The sequence below is a fragment of the Wenzhouxiangella indolica genome, from assembly GCF_042310355.1.
Lineage (GTDB): Bacteria > Pseudomonadota > Gammaproteobacteria > Xanthomonadales > Wenzhouxiangellaceae > Wenzhouxiangella.
Genome location: NZ_JBHJMR010000002.1, coordinates 140795 through 156660, shown reverse-complemented (window position 1 = coordinate 156660; position 15866 = coordinate 140795). Strand labels below are relative to the sequence as shown.

The following is a 15866-nucleotide window of genomic DNA, read 5'->3' as shown; positions in this document are numbered from 1 at the left end:
GGCTCATGAAAACCTTCGCAACACTGGCTTTGCTCGTGCTGCTGGCAGCACCGGTGATGGCCCAGGACTACGAGATCACGCGCTGGAGCATCGCTTCGGGCGGCATCATGCAAAGCGAGAGCAACGACGGGCAATGGCAGTTGTCCGGCACCATCGGACAGTGGGAAGCGACCGAAGCGCGCGAGCTCTCCGGCGGACAGTGGCGCCTGACCGGCGGATTCTGGGCCGACATCCTGGAGAGCCTTGGCGACGTCCTCTTCTCCGACCGCTTCGAGGACGATTCGAGCTCCTGATTACCTGCGTTTCGACGGATCCCAGGGCCGGATCACGCCCTCCTGGGCCGTCGACGCCACCAGCTCGCCGGACTGCGTGAAGAACTGACCTCGCGTGAACCCTCGCCCGCCGTGGCTGGTCGGACTGTCGCAGGCGTAGAGCAGCCACTCGTCCACCCGAAAAGGCCGGTGAAACCAGATGGCATGGTCGATGCTCGCCATCTGGACCGGTCGGCTGCTGAAATCGAGATCGTGCGGCAGGGTGGCCGTACCCAGCAGTTCGTAGTCCGACACGTAAGTCAGCAGGTTCCGGTGCAGTTCGGGGTCGTCCGGCAGGGGGTTCCAGGCCCGCATCCATACATGCTTGCGCGGCGGCCGCTGCTGCGGGTCGATGAACTTTGGCGCCTCGACCGGCCGGAACTCCAGCGGCGGCCGGTGCGCCAGCAAACGGCGCATCTTCTCCGGCACCTTGTCGATGATCGAGTCGTGGATATCGATGCTCTTCGAAAGCCCCTCCGGCCCCGCGACCTCCGGCATCTCGAACTGGTGGTCGAAGCCCGCTTCGCCGGCGTGAAAGGAGGCCGCCAGGTTGAGAATCGGCCGACCGTGCTGGACGGCGACCACGCGCCGGTTGGAATAGCTGCCGCCGTCGCGAGACCGCTCCACCTGGTAGACCACCGGCTGATTGAAATCGCCGGGCCGGAGAAAATAGGCATGCAGCGAATGCGGCGCCCGCTCGTCGACGGTGCGATGCGCGGCCGAAAGCGCCTGGCCCAGGATCTGGCCGCCGAAGACCTGGGGCGCGCCAATGTCGCGGCTCTCGCCGCGGAAAAGATTGTCCTCGAGCCGTTCCAGGTCGAGCAGGCCCACAACCGTCGAGAGCGCTTCGTTCATGGCCGCCTTCAGTCTTCCCAGCCCCAGGGCGCCGGCGGCGGCTCGATCGCTTCGCTCAGGTCGAAATCGATCCGGAATACCCGCGGCGTTCCAAGGCGCCAGAGACCGTAGGTGAAGGTTTCGCCGGGCGAGACGCGCATCGTCCAGACATTCGAAAACGCCGGCTCGATCAGTTCCCGGGTTTCCTGGTCGGCCGGGAAGTACTGCGCTTGCGCGGTGCCGGTATTGGTCGCCGTGCCACCGTACATCGTCACCTCATCGTGGCTACCATCTTCGTGCCGATGATCATGCTTGAGCTCGATGCGCCCGTCGCGGCGGGTCAGAACCCAGGTGCGCGAACGGTCTTCACCCACCATGAAAGGAATCCGGATCACTTCGTCGCTGCATGCCCGCACGTGCATCACAAGGCGCTGCCCCGAGAATCCGTCCTCGCCTTCGGGTTCCTCGATGAGTTCACCTTCGAACGCTTTCCCGCACAGGTTCTGAAGCGATGACCAGTACTCGTCCTGAGGACCGGAAACGGCTGCGATCGGCAAGGCGGCCAGGGCCAGGAACAGCAACTTCTTCATGATGGGCGTCTCGTGTGGGATTGGCTGACACTATACCGGAGTGACCGCGCGGCCAGGAACGTACGGAGGCGTTCGCGTCCAGCATGGTCATCCGACCCGCGCGTCGACCCGCCGAGCGGGCCCGACTCCCGGCACGCTGCTGATCAACCTGATGCGCAACCTTCGCCGCACCCTGCGCCCATCGTGCGGGTCTGAGCCGGTGGCGCCGGGCCCCATGCGGTAAAATGTCGACGTTTTCACTCAAACGCCTTTTCCAGGAGTTCAAGCAATGAAGCAACCCGTTCGCGTGGCCATCACCGGTGCCGCAGGCCAGATCGGCTATCAGCTGTGTTTTCGAATCGCCGCCGGCGACATGCTGGGCCCGAACCAGCCCGTCATTCTCCAGCTGATCGAGATTCCCCCGGCCATCGACGCGCTCAGGGGCGTGGCCATGGAACTCGAGGATGCTGCCCTGCCCCTCCTGCACGGCATCGTCACCACCACCGAGCTCGACGAAGGCTTCAAGGATGCCGATGTCGCCCTGCTCGTGGGCGCCAAGCCGCGCGGCCCGGGCATGGAGCGCGCCGACCTGCTGGCCGAGAACGGCAAGATCTTCGGCCCGCAGGGCAAGAGCCTCAATGCCGTCGCCAGCCGCGACGTCAAGGTCCTGGTGGTCGGCAACCCGGCCAACACCAATGCGCTGATCGCGCAGGCCAACGCGCCGGACCTGCCGCCGGAGAACTTCACCGCCATGACGCGCCTGGACCACAACCGCGCCCTGGCGCAGCTTGCCGACAAGACCGGCACCCACCACACCCGGATCAAGCAGATGACGATCTGGGGCAATCATTCCTCGACCCAGTATCCCGACCTGCACCACGTCAACGTCGACGGCAAGAAGGCGATCGAACTGGTCGACCGGGACTGGTACGAGAACGACTTCATCCCCACGGTGCAGCAGCGCGGTGCGGCCATCATCAAGGCCCGCGGGGCATCCAGCGCCGCTTCGGCCGCCTCCAGCGCCATCGACCACATCCGCGACTGGACCCTGGGCACCGACGGCGACAGCTGGGTCTCGATGGCCGTGCCGTCCGACGGCAGCTACGGCATCGATCCGGGCGTGATCTTTTCCTTCCCCTGCACTTGCGAGAATGGAAAGTGGAAGATCGTCCAGCGCCTGGAGATCAACGAGTTCTCGCAGGCACGACTGGACGCCACCGACAAGGAACTGCGCGAAGAGCGCGAGGCAGTCGAGGGCTTGCTTTAACACCCTCGAGATCAATCCCGGGCCGTGCTGTAGCGGCCCGGGATCGTCGCTTCAGTGTTCGATCACGCCGCAGGCGACACGACTGCCGGCACCGCCGATCGGCTGACTGAAGTGGTCGTCACGGTTTTCATGAATGACCATCGCCGCTCCGTCCTCGTCGTCAAGCTTCGCGCCGGTACTGCCGTCCAGGCTGGCCCGGCCCGTGAAGAACTGGGCGCGTGCCCGTCCGTCCGAACCGACGAAGAAGTTGGGCAAATCACCCGCATCAGGGCCCTCCGGATTCATCAGGCCGTGGCTTCGCCCCTCCGGGTTGATATGGCCGCCCGAGGCGACGAAACCGTCACCGGGGTCTGCGCAGGTTCCCTTTGTGTGAATGTGAATGGCCTTGGCACCTTCACTCAGACCATCGATCGACAGGTCGATCAGCAAGCCATTGGGCCCCTGATGCAACGCCGCCTGACCGACTTCGCGGCCTTCGCTGTCGACGAAGCGCGCCTCGGCGCGTGGGACATCACCGTACGGCTTGTCGCCGCCGCCTCCGGCATGGACCAAGGTAGTGAACGAGGCAGCCGCAAGACACGACAACCCGGCAACCACAAAATTGAATTTCATCTGCATACTGGCCTCCGCTCAGTGTTTCACGATGGATGTTCGCTCACAACGCCCCGGCGCACCCGTGTTCAGGGCGTACCGAGACTGCGGTGCTTGCCGACAATGCGCATGGACAACTCCAGCGCCTGCTCGTAGTTGAGCCTTGGATCTACGGTCGTCTTGTAGGCACGAGACAGGTCGTGTTCGGCAAGATCGCGGGCACCGCCAATGCACTCGGTGACGTTCTCGCCGGTCAGCTCAAGATGCACGCCGCCCAGCCGGGAACCGCAAGCTGCGTGGATGTCGAAGCTCTGCTCCACCTCAGAGACGATGTTCGCGAAGCGCCGCGTCTTGTAGCCGTTGTCGGTCTTTTCGGTGTTGCCGTGCATCGGATCGCAGATCCACAGTACGGGCGAACCGGTCGAGCGAGCCGCCTCGATCAGTGGTGGCAGCCTGTCGGCAACCTGAGCGGCACCCATGCGGTGAATCAACACCAGTCGGCCCGGCTCATCGTCCGGATTGAGTGTCTGGATCAGGCCCTTGAGCCAGTTCGCCGACATGCCCGGCCCCACCTTGATGCCAATGGGATTGCGAACGCCGCGGAACAACTCCACGTGCGCGCCCTCGAGTTCGGCGGTGCGCATGCCAATCCATGGGAAATGGGTCGACAGATTGAACCAGCCCCATTGGCGCGGAACGCGCCTCGTCAAGGCCTGCTCGTAGTTCAGGTGGAGGGCCTCGTGGGAGGTGAAGAAATCCACGCGGCGAAGGCTGCCCGGCTGCTGCCCGGTAATCGTCTCCATGAAGCGCACGGAGTGACCGATGCTCTCGGCGATGCGTTCGAACTCGTCGGCCAGCGGGGAATGCTCCAGCCAGCCCAGGTTCCAGTACTCCGGGTGATGCAGGTCGGCGAAGCCGCCGTCGACGAGGGCCCGCACGAAATTCATCGTCATCGCCGAGCTGGCGTGGGCCCGCAGCATGCGTTCGGGATCGGGGGTGCGAGCAGCCTCGGTGAACGCCGGCGCGTTGACCAGGTCACCACGGTAGCTCGGCAACGTCACCCCGTCACGCGTTTCCGTATCGGAAGAACGCGGCTTGGCGTACTGTCCGGCAAATCGGCCGATACGCACCACCGGCTTTTCCATGCCGTGCAGCATGACCAAAGACATCTGCAGCAGCACCTTCAAGCGGTTGGCGATGATGTTCGGTTCGCAGTCGTCGAACAGCTCGGCGCAGTCCCCGCCCTGAAGCACGAAGCGCTTGCCGGCCTGCGCCTCGGCGATCTGCTGCTTGAGCGCGAGAATCTCCCAGGAAGTGACCAGCGGCGGCATGGTCGCCAGCCGGCCCTGCGCATGACGAAACGCGATCTGGTCGGGGTAGTTCGCTTGCTGACCCGCATCATGCTGCTGCCAGGAATCCGGCCGCCAGCCCTTCGCGGGAGTGATTGTCTTGAACTTCTCGCTCATCGTGACGGCTTCCTCGAAGCGATCGTGTTCGCCAACAGCGCCCAGAGAATGAACACCGAAAGTGCAACATACCAGATCAGCGTCCAGGCCGGCATCGACAAGCCGAGGAAGTACCAGTCCACCTCCGCACACTCCCCGGCCCCGGTGAAGGCTTCGTTGAGGATCTCCATGAGCGGAAAGTCGTACTCGAGCATGAAATACATGCCGGGGCCGCAGTCAGGGACCTGGTCGGCCGGCAGACCCTGCAGCCAAACGTGGCGCGAGGCCGTGGTGATGCCCCAGCCGGCACCGGCCAGGATGGGAACACCATAGAGCCAGCGCCCCCAGCTCCGGGGGCCGTGGAGCGCACCGAGCAACGCGAAAGCGCCCATGACCATGAAGCCCAGGCGTTGCAGAATGCACAGCGGGCAGGGCTCCAGGCCCAGCACGAACTGCGCGTAGTAGGCGTAGGCCAGCAGCGCGGCACAGACCGCGAACACCAGCGCGAAAGGGGTACGTCCCCGGATTGGATTCATCATGGCCGTATTGTATTCAATTCCCTTCAATGCCCGGTGGGACATTTGCACCCGATGATGGTTCGGCCCCGGCGCGTTGTCGAAGAGCCGCGGGGGCCCGGATTCAGGGCGGGCTCGACAACAATGCCTCCACGCGTGCCTGCGCCGTCGAATCCGAAAGAATCTCGACGTGCCCGGTATCAACACCGAAGACCGAAGCCGCGCCCCTCTGTGCATTCACTGGCAACATGCTGGCCAGCGCCGCCACGCCGTCGCCCGAATCGCTCGACATCCAGCCGGACTGGCGGAAGCTGAACAACAGGTGATGCGGCGGCAGCCGCCCTGGATCGACTTCGGCCTCGAACAGGCCCTCGAGGAAGGCACTGCCGCTGGCCATATCGCGCCACACGGGCACCACGACCGGCGAGTGATCGACTCCTTGCTGGGCCGACGGATAGCCCAGCCAGGGCGTGGACAGGCTGATGAAAGAAGCGATCGTGGCCCGGCGGCTGGAGGCAGCCCGCTGCAGCAGCCAGGCCCGGGCGATCAGCCCGCCCATGCTGTGGGCGATGACGTGATAGCGCTCCATCTCGTGCCGATGCTCGATCTCGCGCATGATCCGGTCCAGGTGCCAGGCCACCTGCTCGATGCGCAGGCCGGAGGGATAGTAGAAATACATGGCCTGGAAGCGATCACCGTCGATGTGCCGGATCATCGGCTCGAGCACGCGCGGAGACCCGTTGATGCCGTGAATGAACAGCACCGGCGTACGCTCCGGGTCCAGCGGGGCATCGAGATAGACCCCGGCGTGGCCGGCCCGCAGGAAATCGACCGGCCGCCACAGACTGTCGCGCGCCCGCTCGAGATCGAAGCGAGTATCGCTGAGCGGCACCACCTCGCCGAAGGCCGTGAGCTGGCCGAGACTGACGGCCGAGCTCATCGCACTCTCGACCAGGTTGCGGCTGTCGCTGATTGTGAGCTCCTGCCCTTCCGACTCGCTGCGGCTGGCCCGAATCACGATCGGATCGACCCCGATGCTCTCCCCGGGGCCGCAATCCAGCATCCTGTCGTTGTCCGGCCGACCGGCCGCCTCGTCATCGTCGAGTTCCAGGTCGCTGTCGCTGTCGACAAAAGCCAGCAAGCGGTAGGCACCGGGCGCGAGCGCGAAACTGAAATCCCCGGAAGACTCCGACAGCGTGTAGTCGATCGGCTCGGGAGGCTCGCCGAGCTCGGGATTGCCGGCCGACAACGCAACCACCACGGCCTGACCCTGTCGCTCACCCTGAACCACCCGGCCCTGGAGTCCGCAGGCCTGGTCGAGCATCGCGACCTGGTCGCGCAAGTCGCGCAGCATGCAGCCGCTCGCCAAAAGAGCGATCGAAACGAGGGCCAGTAAGATTCTGAGGCGATTCTGCATCTTCAGTTGCGCTGTCTCATCGTGCCTGCCCGTGCCCGGCTGCGCCGACTACCGGGCTTGTTAAAGAGTCCCTTGAAGTAGTATACAAGGCATACCGGCGTCACCCGCCGGCGTTCAGGCCCGCAGCCGGAGAGCCAGCATGATGCGATCCCGATCCAACAGCTCGCGCAGTCTCAGCGAGATGATCCGCGACAATCCCTTCCTGTGCGCGGCCTTTCTTTCCGGGCTCGCGCTGTTCGCCCTGGAGTCCAGCGTCGGCTCGCGCAACATCCTGGAATGGCTCTGGGCCGTTCTGGGCTTCGGATTCCACCTCACGTCCGACTGGCCGCAGAAACTGATGCCCGGAACCACCGGCTGGCTTGCAACGGGCATGGGTATTGCGCTTGGACTGATCCCCTACCTGCTCGGCGACGTCGTCTGGCGGCACCTGCGCAACCGCTGACGGGGCCTGTAGACAGCGGGGATTGCTATACTGGCATCCTTCCCCGACACGCAGGACAACGATGACCCGACAGGAATCGTCAGCGCCGACCGTGCGCGCCCCGCACGGCCCCTCCCTGAGCTGCCGCGGATGGCACCAGGAAGCGGCCATGCGCATGCTGATGAACAACCTCGACCCGGCCGTGGCCGAGCACCCGGACAAGCTGATCGTCTACGGCGGCACCGGGCGGGCGGCGCGCAGCTGGGACTGCTACCACGCCATCATCGCCACGCTCAAGCGCCTGAAGGACGACGAAACCCTGCTGGTGCAATCGGGCAAGCCGGTCGGCGTGATCCGGACCCACGACCAGGCCCCGCGCGTGCTTATCGCCAATTCCAACCTGGTTGGGCGATGGGCCAACTGGGATGTCTTTCGAGACCTGGAGGACCGCGGCCTGACCATGTACGGCCAGATGACCGCCGGCTCCTGGATCTACATCGGCTCCCAGGGCATCGTCCAGGGCACCTACGAGACCTTCGCCGAACTGGCCCGCCAGCACTTCGACGGTTCGCTGAAAGACAAGCTGACCGTCACCGCCGGCCTCGGCGGCATGGGCGGCGCTCAGCCGCTGGCCGTGACCATGAACGAGGGCCACTGCATTGCCGTGGAGGTCGACGAGACGCGCATCGACCGGCGCGTGGAGACCGGCTACTGCGACCGCAAGGCGACCAGCCTGAGTGAGGCCATGGACATCATCTCCGGGGCGCGGGAAGCGGTCTCGGTCGGCCTGCTGGGCAATATCGCCGAGGTGCTGCCCGAGATGCTCGAGCGCGGCATCGTTCCCGATGCCTTGACCGATCAGACCTCGGCCCACGACCTCAGGACCGGCTACATCCCGGTCGGCCTGTCGCTCGACGACGCTGAAGCCATGCGGCAGGAAGACCCTCGAGGCTACGACGAGAAGGTGCTCGACTCAATGGAGATCCACGTCGAGACCATGCTGAAGATGCAGGAACGCGGCGCGATCACCTTCGACTACGGCAACAACCTGCGCGGCCAGGTCGCCGACCTGCGCGGCATGAGCCAGGCCTTCGATTTTCCCGGCTTCGTACCGGCCTTCATCCGCCCGCTGTTCTGCCGCGGCGCCGGCCCCTTCCGCTGGGCCGCCCTGTCGGGCAACCCGGCCGACATCGCCGCTACCGACAAGGCCATTCTCGAGCTGTTTCCGGAGAAGGAGCACCTCAAGCGCTGGATCCACAAGGCGCAGGAGAAGATCCACTTCCAGGGCCTGCCGGCGCGCATCTGCTGGCTCGAGTACGGCGAGCGCGCCGAAGCCGGCGAGAAATTCAACTGGCTGGTCGAGAAAGGCAAGGTCGAAGCGCCCATCGTCATCGGCCGCGACCACCTCGACTGCGGCTCGGTCGCCTCGCCCAACCGCGAGACCGAGTCCATGAAGGACGGTTCGGACGCCATCGCCGACTGGCCCATCCTCAACGCCCTGGCCAACACCGCCTGCGGCGCATCGTGGGTGTCCTTTCACCACGGCGGCGGCGTGGGCATCGGCTACTCCCTGCACGCCGGCATGGTTTCGCTGGCCGACGGCACGCAATCCGGGTACGAGCGCCTTGAGCGGGTGCTCACGGCCGATCCGGGGCTTGGTGTGATGCGTCATGCCGACGCCGGCTACGACGAGGCCGTAGAGACGGCTCGCGAGCGCGGCGTGGACATCCCGATGCTGGATACCAAGGATCGCGACTCCCAATGAACTCGACTGTCACCATAGAGAATCTGTTTAGCGACCTGGACCGGCGCCTCGATGCGTTGCGGGCCGACGACGGGGCCGTTCAGAGGTCACGCCGGATCGTGGAACGCGCACTCGAAGGCGGCGACGCCATTTACGGCGTCAACACCGGGTTCGGCGCGCTGGCGAGCAAGCGCATCGACGACGACCAGCTTGGCAAGCTGCAGCGCAACCTGTTGCTCTCGCACGCCTGCGGCACGGGCGACCCGGTGCCCATCGAGATCACCCGGCTGATGATGCAGCTCAAGGTGCACGCCCTGGGGCTCGGGAATTCAGGCATTTCACTGCCGATCTTCAGGCAGCTTCTCAAGTTCTGTGAGCTCGATATCCTGCCCTTCATCCCCAGCCGCGGCAGCGTCGGTGCTTCCGGCGACCTGGCACCCCTGGCCCATATGAGCCTGCCCTTGATCGGGCTGGGCCAGTGCTGGAACGAGGAACGAACCGGGCCGGAGCCGACGCGCGAAACACTGGCACGCCACGGGGTCGAGCCGGTCGAACCCGGCGCCAAGGACGGCATCGGCCTGATCAACGGCACGCAGCTGATGTCGGCCTACGGCGCGTTCATCCTCAACCGCGCCATTCACCTGATGAAGGCCGCCGACATCCTGGGCACGATGAGCCTCGAAGCCCTGCAGGGCTCGGCGCGGCCCTTCGACGAGCGCGTACACCAGGTGCGGCCGCATCCCGGGCAGATGACGGTGGCGGCCAACGTGCGCGAACTACTCGCCGACTCCGAGATCCTGGAATCGCACCGCAACTGCGGCAAGGTGCAGGATCCCTATTGCCTGCGCTGTATCCCGCAGGTGCACGGCGCCAGTCGCGATGCGCTGGGGCACGCCATCGAGGTGGTCGAGCGCGAGATCAACTCGGTCACCGACAACCCGCTGGTGTTCGAAGACGGCGACATCATCTCGGCCGGGAACTTCCACGGCCAGCCGCTGGCGCTCTGCCTGGACTATGCGGCCATGGCCCTGTCGGAGCTGGCGAGCATTTCCGAACGGCGAACCTACCTGCTGCTGGAAGGTCACGACGGGCTGCCCAAACTGCTGATGAGCGACACCGGCATCAACTCCGGCTTCATGATCCCGCAGTACACCGCCGCGGCCCTGGTGAGCGAGAACAAGGTGCTGTGCCACCCGGCCAGCGTCGATTCCATTCCCACCAGCCTGGGCCAGGAAGACCACGTCTCGATGGGCTCGATCAGCGCGCTCAAGCTGCTCAGCGTGCTGCACAACATTGAGCGCGTGCTGGCCGTCGAGGCGCTGACCGCCGCCCAGGCGCTGGACTTCCGCTCACCGCTGAAACCCGGCCGGGGCGTCCTCGCCGCCCACGATCACATCCGCCGGCACGTCAACCATGCCGAGGAAGACTACGAAGTCGGCCACGACATCGACACCTGCACCCGCCTGCTGCGCTCGGGCGAACTGGTCGGCTCGGTGCAGTCGGCGGTTTCGGGGCTTCGATAATTTCAGCTTTGAATATTGTCCACAGATGAACACAGATAAACACAGATAAAAGATAAAAAATTAAAGACAAAGAGAGAAAAGCGAACTTCTGGATGTGCATGAGCAGTTGGCGACCAGTTTCCAGCTCCCCCAATGCACCCACGAAGTAGCATTTTTTATTTTCTTAATCTGTGTTCATCTGTGGACAAAAGGGTTTTTATGAAGTTACTCACCAACATATCCACTCTCTACCGCGTCCCGCCAGACGGCAGGCATGACGAAGTGGATGCTGTCCGCGATGCCGCGGTGGCCTGGGAGGGCGACACGATTCGCTACGCCGGGCCGGCGGCTGATTTGCCGGCGGAGTTCGCCGAAGCCGAGCGCTTCGACGCCGGCGGGCGCTGCGTGGTGCCCGGTCTGATCGATTGCCACACCCACCTGTGTTTCGGCGGCTGGCGCGGCGACGAGTTCGCCGCACGCCTGGAAGGCGCCAGCTACCAGGACATCCAGGCCGCTGGCGGCGGCATCAATTCGACCGTCCAGGCCACTCGCGAGACCGATATCGACGAACTCGAGTCAAAGGCCGCCGAGGCCCTGGCCGACATGGCACGCCTGGGCGTGACCACCGTCGAAGCCAAGTCCGGCTACGGCCTGGACCGCGACAACGAGATCAAGCAGCTGGAGGCCTACCGCCGGCTCAACGCGCAGCAGCCGCTCGAGATCGTACCGACCTTCCTCGGCGCCCACCTGGTGCCGGCCGAGTACCGCGATCGCCGCGACGAATATGTCGCCCTGCTCTGCGAGGAGGTGATCCCGGAAGTGGCCGAGCGCCGGCTGGCGCGGTTCTGCGATGCTTTCATCGAGGACAACGCCTTCACGCTCGAGGAAGGCCGCCGCATCCTGGAAACCGCCAAACGCCACGGCCTCGGACTGAAAATCCACGCCGACCAGCTCTCTTCAGGCGGCGGGGCCGGCCTCGCGGCCGAACTCGGCGCGGTCTCGGCCGAGCACCTGGAATACGCCTCGGACGCGGACATCCGGGCCATGGCCGAAGCCGGCACGGTGGCCGTGAGCCTGCCCATCGCGTCGCTCTACCTGCGCGAACCCTTCCTGCCGGCGCGCCAATGGATCGAGGCCGGCGCCCGGGTCGCGGTCGCCACCGACTTCAACCCCGGCTCCGCGCCCAGCTACCACCTGCACCTGGCCATGACCCTGGCCGCCGTCCACCAGCGCATGAGCCCGGCTGAAGTCTTGCGGGGAGTGACCAGTCACGCCGCCCGGGCCATCGGGCTCGAGCGCTCTCACGGCAGCCTGCTGCCCCGCTACCGCGCCGATCTCGCCGTCATCGACGCCCCCGACATCAATCACTGGCTGTATCACTTCCGGCCCAATGCCTGCCAGCAAACCCTCAAGAGCGGGCACTGGATCGACTGAAGGGGTTGTGCGGCCCGGGGCAAGATTCCTGCCCGGGTGGTGAAACTCGGGTGTCAGTGACCAACCATGCTGAACTGGCCGATGACGGGATCGGGCGCGGGGTCGAAATCGTCGCGGAACAGCGGGCCGCCATCGATGACTTCGACCATGACGGGGATTTGCAGCGAGTCGGACCGGGACGAGCCAGAGGATTCGTTAAGAAACCGCAGGTTGCCGGATCGGACCGAGCCGGGCGCGGCGGAACCGGGAACGTCGATACGAAGCGTCGCGACCGAGCGCCCCCCGGACTGCTGGATGTCGAGCTGGCTCCAGCCCGACTGAGCGATATCGTCCCACTCGATCTCGGCCAGGTCAGCCGCGCCTCGAACCAGCAGGAAGCGCGCTTCGACGGCCTGGCCGGGAACACTGCGCACCCGGAGGCTGGACACGCTGCCGTCCTGGCAACCGAACGAAAGCCGAAACGGCTCTTCACGGGAAGACGGGGCGAGCGCCAGAACGGCAGCCGGCCCCTGCTCCGCCACGCTGTCGCCGGCAGCGATCACGCAGGCGCTGCTCGTCGGCTCCTCGGCGACGGCGGGTGCGGCGAGGAAAAGCGCCGAGATCAGCAGCATGCAAGCCTTGCCGATTTTCATCAACGCAATGCCCCAATCGCTTGTGTGGCAATTCATCGCATGATTGTAGTCCACTCGCCCCCCAAAAGTGAAATCAGCCATCCCGATCGAATGTTGTAGCATGACCAGGAGTCCAACCCGAGCGCCGCAGCAGGCATGGCCCGTTCGCCCCAAACCACTTCCGAGCTCGAAGCCCTGGTCAAGCGCTGCAGCGAACGCGGAGAGGCTTCGCTGGCCAGCATGCTGCCCCTGGTCTACGATGAGTTGCGCGCCCTGGCGTCGCGCCAGCTCGCCGGGCAGCGCGGCAACCACACGCTCCAGCCCACGGCGCTGATCAACGAAGCCTACCTGCGCCTGGCCGGACAGGCCTACGAGAGCTGGGAGGACCGGCGTGAATTCGTGCTGGTGGCCGCGACCGTCATGCGCCGCGTGCTGGTCGATTACGCCCGCAAGCGCCACGCCGACAAACGCCCGCCGGAACGCTTCCGGGTCGATATCGAGGACTCCGCCGCCGGCGAGGATTTCGGATCCGAGCTGATCGCCATCGACGAGGTTCTCGAGCAACTTGCCGGCATCGACGAACGCCAGGCGCGCATCGTCGAACTGCGCTACTTCGCCGGCCTGAGCATGGACGAAACGGCCGAAACGCTGGACGTCTCGCGCTCGACCGTCGCCCGCGAGTGGCGCATGGCCCGGGCCTGGCTCAAGCGCCGCCTGTCGGAGGACGGCCTCAAGACCGACTGAGTTCGCGATCGACCTCGTCCAGCTTGCCGCGAATGCGTTCTTGCAGGCCCGACCAGTCGCCGCCCTTGGCATCGGACAGCGACTGCAGGGCCTGCCGATAGCTCTCGGCGGCGTCGGCAAGCCGTCCCTGCATAACCTGGGCACCGCCAAGCACCTCGAGCGTCGAGGCCCAGTAGAACGTCTCGATCCCCCCGAACCGAGCGTGGCGCCGCTCCAGGCCCGGCAGGATCTCCCGCAGCAGGCTTTCCGCCTCCGCCGGCCGGCCCACGCGCAGGCGAAGCGCCGCCAGGTTGGTGACCGACAATCGATACAGGTAGTGATCGCGGCCGACGGCCTCTTCGATCATGGCCGCCGCCCGCTCGAAGGACGCCATGCTTTCTTCCGTCCGGCCGAGCCGCGACAGCGCCACGCCGAGGTTGCCGATGGTATTGGCCAGTCGCTGGCTCGGACCCACCAGGCGCTCGTGATCGTCGATCAGCGACTCGAACATGGCCACCGCCGCCTGCGGATCGCTGAGCATCAGGGCGGTTGCGTGCACGTAGCGACCGCGAAGCCGACGCGGATCGCCCGGGCCGTATAGCGTCTCGGCCAGCTCGCGGGCCCGGACAGCGTCGGCCAGCGCCGCGTCGCCCTGCCCTGCCGCCACCCTGGCACCGACAATGGCCGAGCGGGCCTCGAACAACAGCTCGGCGTCGCCTTCGGGCCCGGCGGACAGTGTGTCGATGATCCCCTCGAGCTCCTCGATCACGGACTCCGGCGCTCGATCGAGCACGTTGGCCTGGTTGCGCAGCTTGCGGATGCGAAGTCGCAGCAGTTGGCTGCCGTGCTCTCCCGGCGTGCTTTCGAGCAGTTCGATCGCCCGCTGGTCGGCCGCAATAGATTCGGCGGCGCGTCCGGCCGAGTCGTAGGCGGCCCCGAGCTCGGCCTGTATCAGGGCCTGCTCCCCGGCCGGCAAGCGCTCCTCCAGCATGCCGAGCGCGTCCTCGAGCAGCGGCAGCGCATGCTCGCCCAGGCCGAGAGCGTTGTAGGCCTCGCCGACGGCGACGAACATCTGCGCCAGGGCGGCCGGATTGTCGTGTTCGGCGGTTGTGAGCCGGCTTGCGCCCAGGTCCAGGATCTCGCGCACGGTCACGTCGTTGCCGCGGGCGGGCAGCGAGTCGGCACCGGAAAGCAGGCCGGACATGAAGTCGGTCACCGCCTCGGCCCGGTCTCGTTCCCAGGCGATTCGATCGAGCTGCATTTCACGATCAACCAGGAAGGCGACCAGGATGCCGCCGGCAAGCAGGCTCAGCGCCAGGCCGACCCGATGCCGGGCCGCGAAGCGCCGTGCCCGATAGACAGCGCCGCCGGCGCGGGCAGCGACCGGACGCTGCGACTGAAACCGGCGCAGGTCATCGGCCAGGGCACGCACGGATTCGTAACGCAGCGACTCATCTAGCTGCACCGCTCGGTCGACAATGGCAGCCAGATCGGCAGAAAGTCGCCGACCGTCTCTCGAGCAAGGGGCGGGATACTCTCCGGCCAGGACACGTCGGCGGAGGGTCTCCGGGGCCGCATCGTCGCCGAAAGGCGATTCACCGGCGAGCAATTCATACAGGAGCACACCGAGCGAATACACGTCGGTGGCGGCACTCAGGCCCTCTCCGCGAATCTGCTCGGGACTGGCATAGGCCAGGGTCAGCGCCTGGCCACCGCCCTCGCCCGGCTGATCCTCGACATCGAGCAGTCGGGCAACCCCGAAATCCAGCAGCTTGGGTTCACCCGATTCCGAAACCATGATGTTGGCCGGCTTGAGATCCCGATGGATCACCATGTGGCGGTGGGCGTAGTCGACCGCATCGCACACCTTGATGAACAGCTCGATGACGGCAGCCCGTGACGGCCCGCGACGCGCCCATTCATCGATGCGCACGCCGTCGACGAACTCGGTCGCCATGAACGGCCGACCCTCGGCAGTCACGCCGCCATCGATCAGGCGCGCGATCCGGGGATGATTGAGTCGGGAGAGAATGCCGCGCTCGGCCGAGAAGCGCCTGGCGACGAGCTCATTGTCCGCTTCACTCAGATGCAGCAGCTTGAAGGCCACCGGCTGGCGCAGGTTGCCGTCGACACGCTCGGCCAGGTAGACGATGCCCATGCCGCCCTGCCCGATCCGCTTGAGAAGGCGGTAGTTACGGGGCAAGGGGACTTCGAGGGAGACATCCTGCAGCGCGCTTCGGGCGGCCGCCTGGAAACTTTCGGGAACCTCGTCCTCGGCGTCATCCTCGGCCGCGTCGATGAGCCACTCGACTTCACGCCTGAGCGCCTCGTCACGAGCACAGCGCTGTTCAACGAATGCCTGACGGCGGGTGGGTTCGAGTTCCAGCGCCGCGGTCGCAATCGCCTTGGCGTCGCGGTAGCGCTGCTTGGCGGAACGCTCGCTCATCTACCGGGCCGGTACGGGGAAACCAGCCAACAGACT

Annotated in this window: 15 protein-coding genes; 7 read left to right on the top strand and 8 right to left on the bottom strand. The window is 65.8% G+C overall.

Features of this window, described 5'->3' with window-relative positions:
- The first annotated feature begins 5 nt into the window (after positions 1 to 5).
- Complete coding sequence (locus ACDC67_RS03870) at positions 6 to 293, top strand: hypothetical protein (RefSeq protein WP_376690773.1); 288 nt, start codon at positions 6 to 8, stop codon at positions 291 to 293.
- On the opposite strand, the gene tesB is transcribed toward ACDC67_RS03870, so the two are convergent.
- Together tesB and ACDC67_RS03860 are read right to left on the bottom strand one after the other, a co-directional pair.
- Complete coding sequence (tesB, locus tag ACDC67_RS03865) at positions 294 to 1166, bottom strand: acyl-CoA thioesterase II (protein ID WP_376690771.1); 873 nt, start codon at positions 1164 to 1166, stop codon at positions 294 to 296.
- 8 nt (positions 1167 to 1174) lie between these two features.
- A complete protein-coding gene (locus ACDC67_RS03860) occupies positions 1175 to 1735 on the bottom strand; it encodes a hypothetical protein (protein ID WP_376690770.1) in 561 nt (186 codons plus the stop codon).
- 268 nt (positions 1736 to 2003) lie between these two features.
- On the opposite strand from ACDC67_RS03860, the gene ACDC67_RS03855 reads away from it, so the two are divergent.
- Positions 2004 to 2981, top strand: coding sequence for a malate dehydrogenase (locus tag ACDC67_RS03855; protein WP_376690769.1), 978 nt, complete (start codon positions 2004 to 2006; stop codon positions 2979 to 2981).
- Positions 2982 to 3032: 51 nt separating this feature from the next.
- Here the strand turns inward: ACDC67_RS03855 and ACDC67_RS03850 are convergent, their stop codons facing one another.
- The 4 genes from ACDC67_RS03850 to ACDC67_RS03835 all read right to left on the bottom strand — a co-directional run bounded on the left by ACDC67_RS03850 (position 3033) and on the right by ACDC67_RS03835 (position 6886).
- Positions 3033 to 3599: a superoxide dismutase family protein gene (locus ACDC67_RS03850; protein WP_376690767.1), complete on the bottom strand. Its 567-nt coding sequence runs from the start codon at positions 3597 to 3599 to the stop codon at positions 3033 to 3035.
- A gap of 62 nt (positions 3600 to 3661) precedes the next feature.
- A complete protein-coding gene (locus ACDC67_RS03845) occupies positions 3662 to 5038 on the bottom strand; it encodes a class II 3-deoxy-7-phosphoheptulonate synthase (protein ID WP_376690766.1) in 1377 nt (458 codons plus the stop codon).
- Positions 5035 to 5556, bottom strand: coding sequence for a disulfide bond formation protein B (locus tag ACDC67_RS03840; protein WP_376690765.1), 522 nt, complete (start codon positions 5554 to 5556; stop codon positions 5035 to 5037). The genes ACDC67_RS03845 and ACDC67_RS03840 overlap by 4 nt, the downstream gene beginning before the upstream one ends.
- A gap of 100 nt (positions 5557 to 5656) precedes the next feature.
- Positions 5657 to 6886 (bottom strand): esterase/lipase family protein, encoded by a 1230-nt coding sequence (locus ACDC67_RS03835; RefSeq protein ID WP_376690764.1) that lies wholly within the window; start codon positions 6884 to 6886, stop codon positions 5657 to 5659.
- A gap of 202 nt (positions 6887 to 7088) precedes the next feature.
- Between ACDC67_RS03835 and ACDC67_RS03830 the strand changes: the two genes are divergently transcribed.
- From ACDC67_RS03830 to hutI, 4 genes are all read left to right on the top strand, one after another.
- Positions 7089 to 7391, top strand: a complete 303-nt coding sequence (locus ACDC67_RS03830; protein WP_376690763.1) for a hypothetical protein — start codon at positions 7089 to 7091, stop codon at positions 7389 to 7391.
- Positions 7392 to 7452: 61 nt separating this feature from the next.
- Entirely contained in the window at positions 7453 to 9135 is a 1683-nt protein-coding gene (gene hutU / locus ACDC67_RS03825) for a urocanate hydratase (protein WP_376690761.1), read from the top strand.
- Positions 9132 to 10637 (top strand): histidine ammonia-lyase, encoded by a 1506-nt coding sequence (hutH, locus tag ACDC67_RS03820; protein ID WP_376690760.1) that lies wholly within the window; start codon positions 9132 to 9134, stop codon positions 10635 to 10637. Before hutU ends, hutH begins: the two co-directional genes overlap by 4 nt.
- A 198-nt stretch (positions 10638 to 10835) precedes the next feature.
- Entirely contained in the window at positions 10836 to 12050 is a 1215-nt protein-coding gene (gene hutI, locus ACDC67_RS03815; RefSeq protein WP_376690758.1) for an imidazolonepropionase, read from the top strand.
- Between the two features lie 53 nt (positions 12051 to 12103).
- Here hutI and ACDC67_RS03810 read toward each other — a convergent pair whose 3' ends face one another.
- Positions 12104 to 12682 carry a hypothetical protein gene (locus ACDC67_RS03810; protein ID WP_376690756.1) on the bottom strand — a complete coding sequence of 193 codons (579 nt, stop codon included), beginning with the start codon at positions 12680 to 12682 and terminating at the stop codon, positions 12104 to 12106.
- 135 nt (positions 12683 to 12817) lie between these two features.
- On the opposite strand from ACDC67_RS03810, the gene ACDC67_RS03805 reads away from it, so the two are divergent.
- A complete protein-coding gene (locus ACDC67_RS03805; protein WP_376690755.1) occupies positions 12818 to 13405 on the top strand; it encodes an ECF-type sigma factor in 588 nt (195 codons plus the stop codon).
- On the opposite strand, the gene ACDC67_RS03800 is transcribed toward ACDC67_RS03805, so the two are convergent.
- Positions 13392 to 15830, bottom strand: coding sequence for a protein kinase domain-containing protein (locus ACDC67_RS03800; RefSeq protein WP_376690753.1), 2439 nt, complete (start codon positions 15828 to 15830; stop codon positions 13392 to 13394). The genes ACDC67_RS03805 and ACDC67_RS03800 overlap by 14 nt on opposite strands.
- Positions 15831 to 15866 lie beyond the last annotated feature (36 nt).

Excerpts from the sequence above, each read along its gene's own strand:
- ACDC67_RS03850 (WP_376690767.1), bottom strand. The coding sequence starts at position 3,599 with ATGCAGATGAAATTCAATTTTGTGGTTGCCGGGTTGTCGTGTCTTGCG.
- ACDC67_RS03805 (WP_376690755.1), top strand. The coding sequence starts at position 12,818 with ATGGCCCGTTCGCCCCAAACCACTTCCGAGCTCGAAGCCCTGGTCAAG.
- hutH (WP_376690760.1), top strand. The coding sequence starts at position 9,132 with ATGAACTCGACTGTCACCATAGAGAATCTGTTTAGCGACCTGGACCGG.
- ACDC67_RS03830 (WP_376690763.1), top strand. The coding sequence starts at position 7,089 with ATGATGCGATCCCGATCCAACAGCTCGCGCAGTCTCAGCGAGATGATC.
- ACDC67_RS03855 (WP_376690769.1), top strand. The coding sequence starts at position 2,004 with ATGAAGCAACCCGTTCGCGTGGCCATCACCGGTGCCGCAGGCCAGATC.
- ACDC67_RS03800 (WP_376690753.1), bottom strand. The coding sequence starts at position 15,830 with ATGAGCGAGCGTTCCGCCAAGCAGCGCTACCGCGACGCCAAGGCGATT.
- ACDC67_RS03870 (WP_376690773.1), top strand. The coding sequence starts at position 6 with ATGAAAACCTTCGCAACACTGGCTTTGCTCGTGCTGCTGGCAGCACCG.
- ACDC67_RS03810 (WP_376690756.1), bottom strand. The coding sequence starts at position 12,682 with ATGAAAATCGGCAAGGCTTGCATGCTGCTGATCTCGGCGCTTTTCCTC.
- ACDC67_RS03860 (WP_376690770.1), bottom strand. The coding sequence starts at position 1,735 with ATGAAGAAGTTGCTGTTCCTGGCCCTGGCCGCCTTGCCGATCGCAGCC.
- tesB (WP_376690771.1), bottom strand. The coding sequence starts at position 1,166 with ATGAACGAAGCGCTCTCGACGGTTGTGGGCCTGCTCGACCTGGAACGG.
- ACDC67_RS03845 (WP_376690766.1), bottom strand. The coding sequence starts at position 5,038 with ATGAGCGAGAAGTTCAAGACAATCACTCCCGCGAAGGGCTGGCGGCCG.
- ACDC67_RS03835 (WP_376690764.1), bottom strand. The coding sequence starts at position 6,886 with ATGCTGCGCGACTTGCGCGACCAGGTCGCGATGCTCGACCAGGCCTGC.
- hutU (WP_376690761.1), top strand. The coding sequence starts at position 7,453 with ATGACCCGACAGGAATCGTCAGCGCCGACCGTGCGCGCCCCGCACGGC.
- hutI (WP_376690758.1), top strand. The coding sequence starts at position 10,836 with ATGAAGTTACTCACCAACATATCCACTCTCTACCGCGTCCCGCCAGAC.
- ACDC67_RS03840 (WP_376690765.1), bottom strand. The coding sequence starts at position 5,556 with ATGATGAATCCAATCCGGGGACGTACCCCTTTCGCGCTGGTGTTCGCG.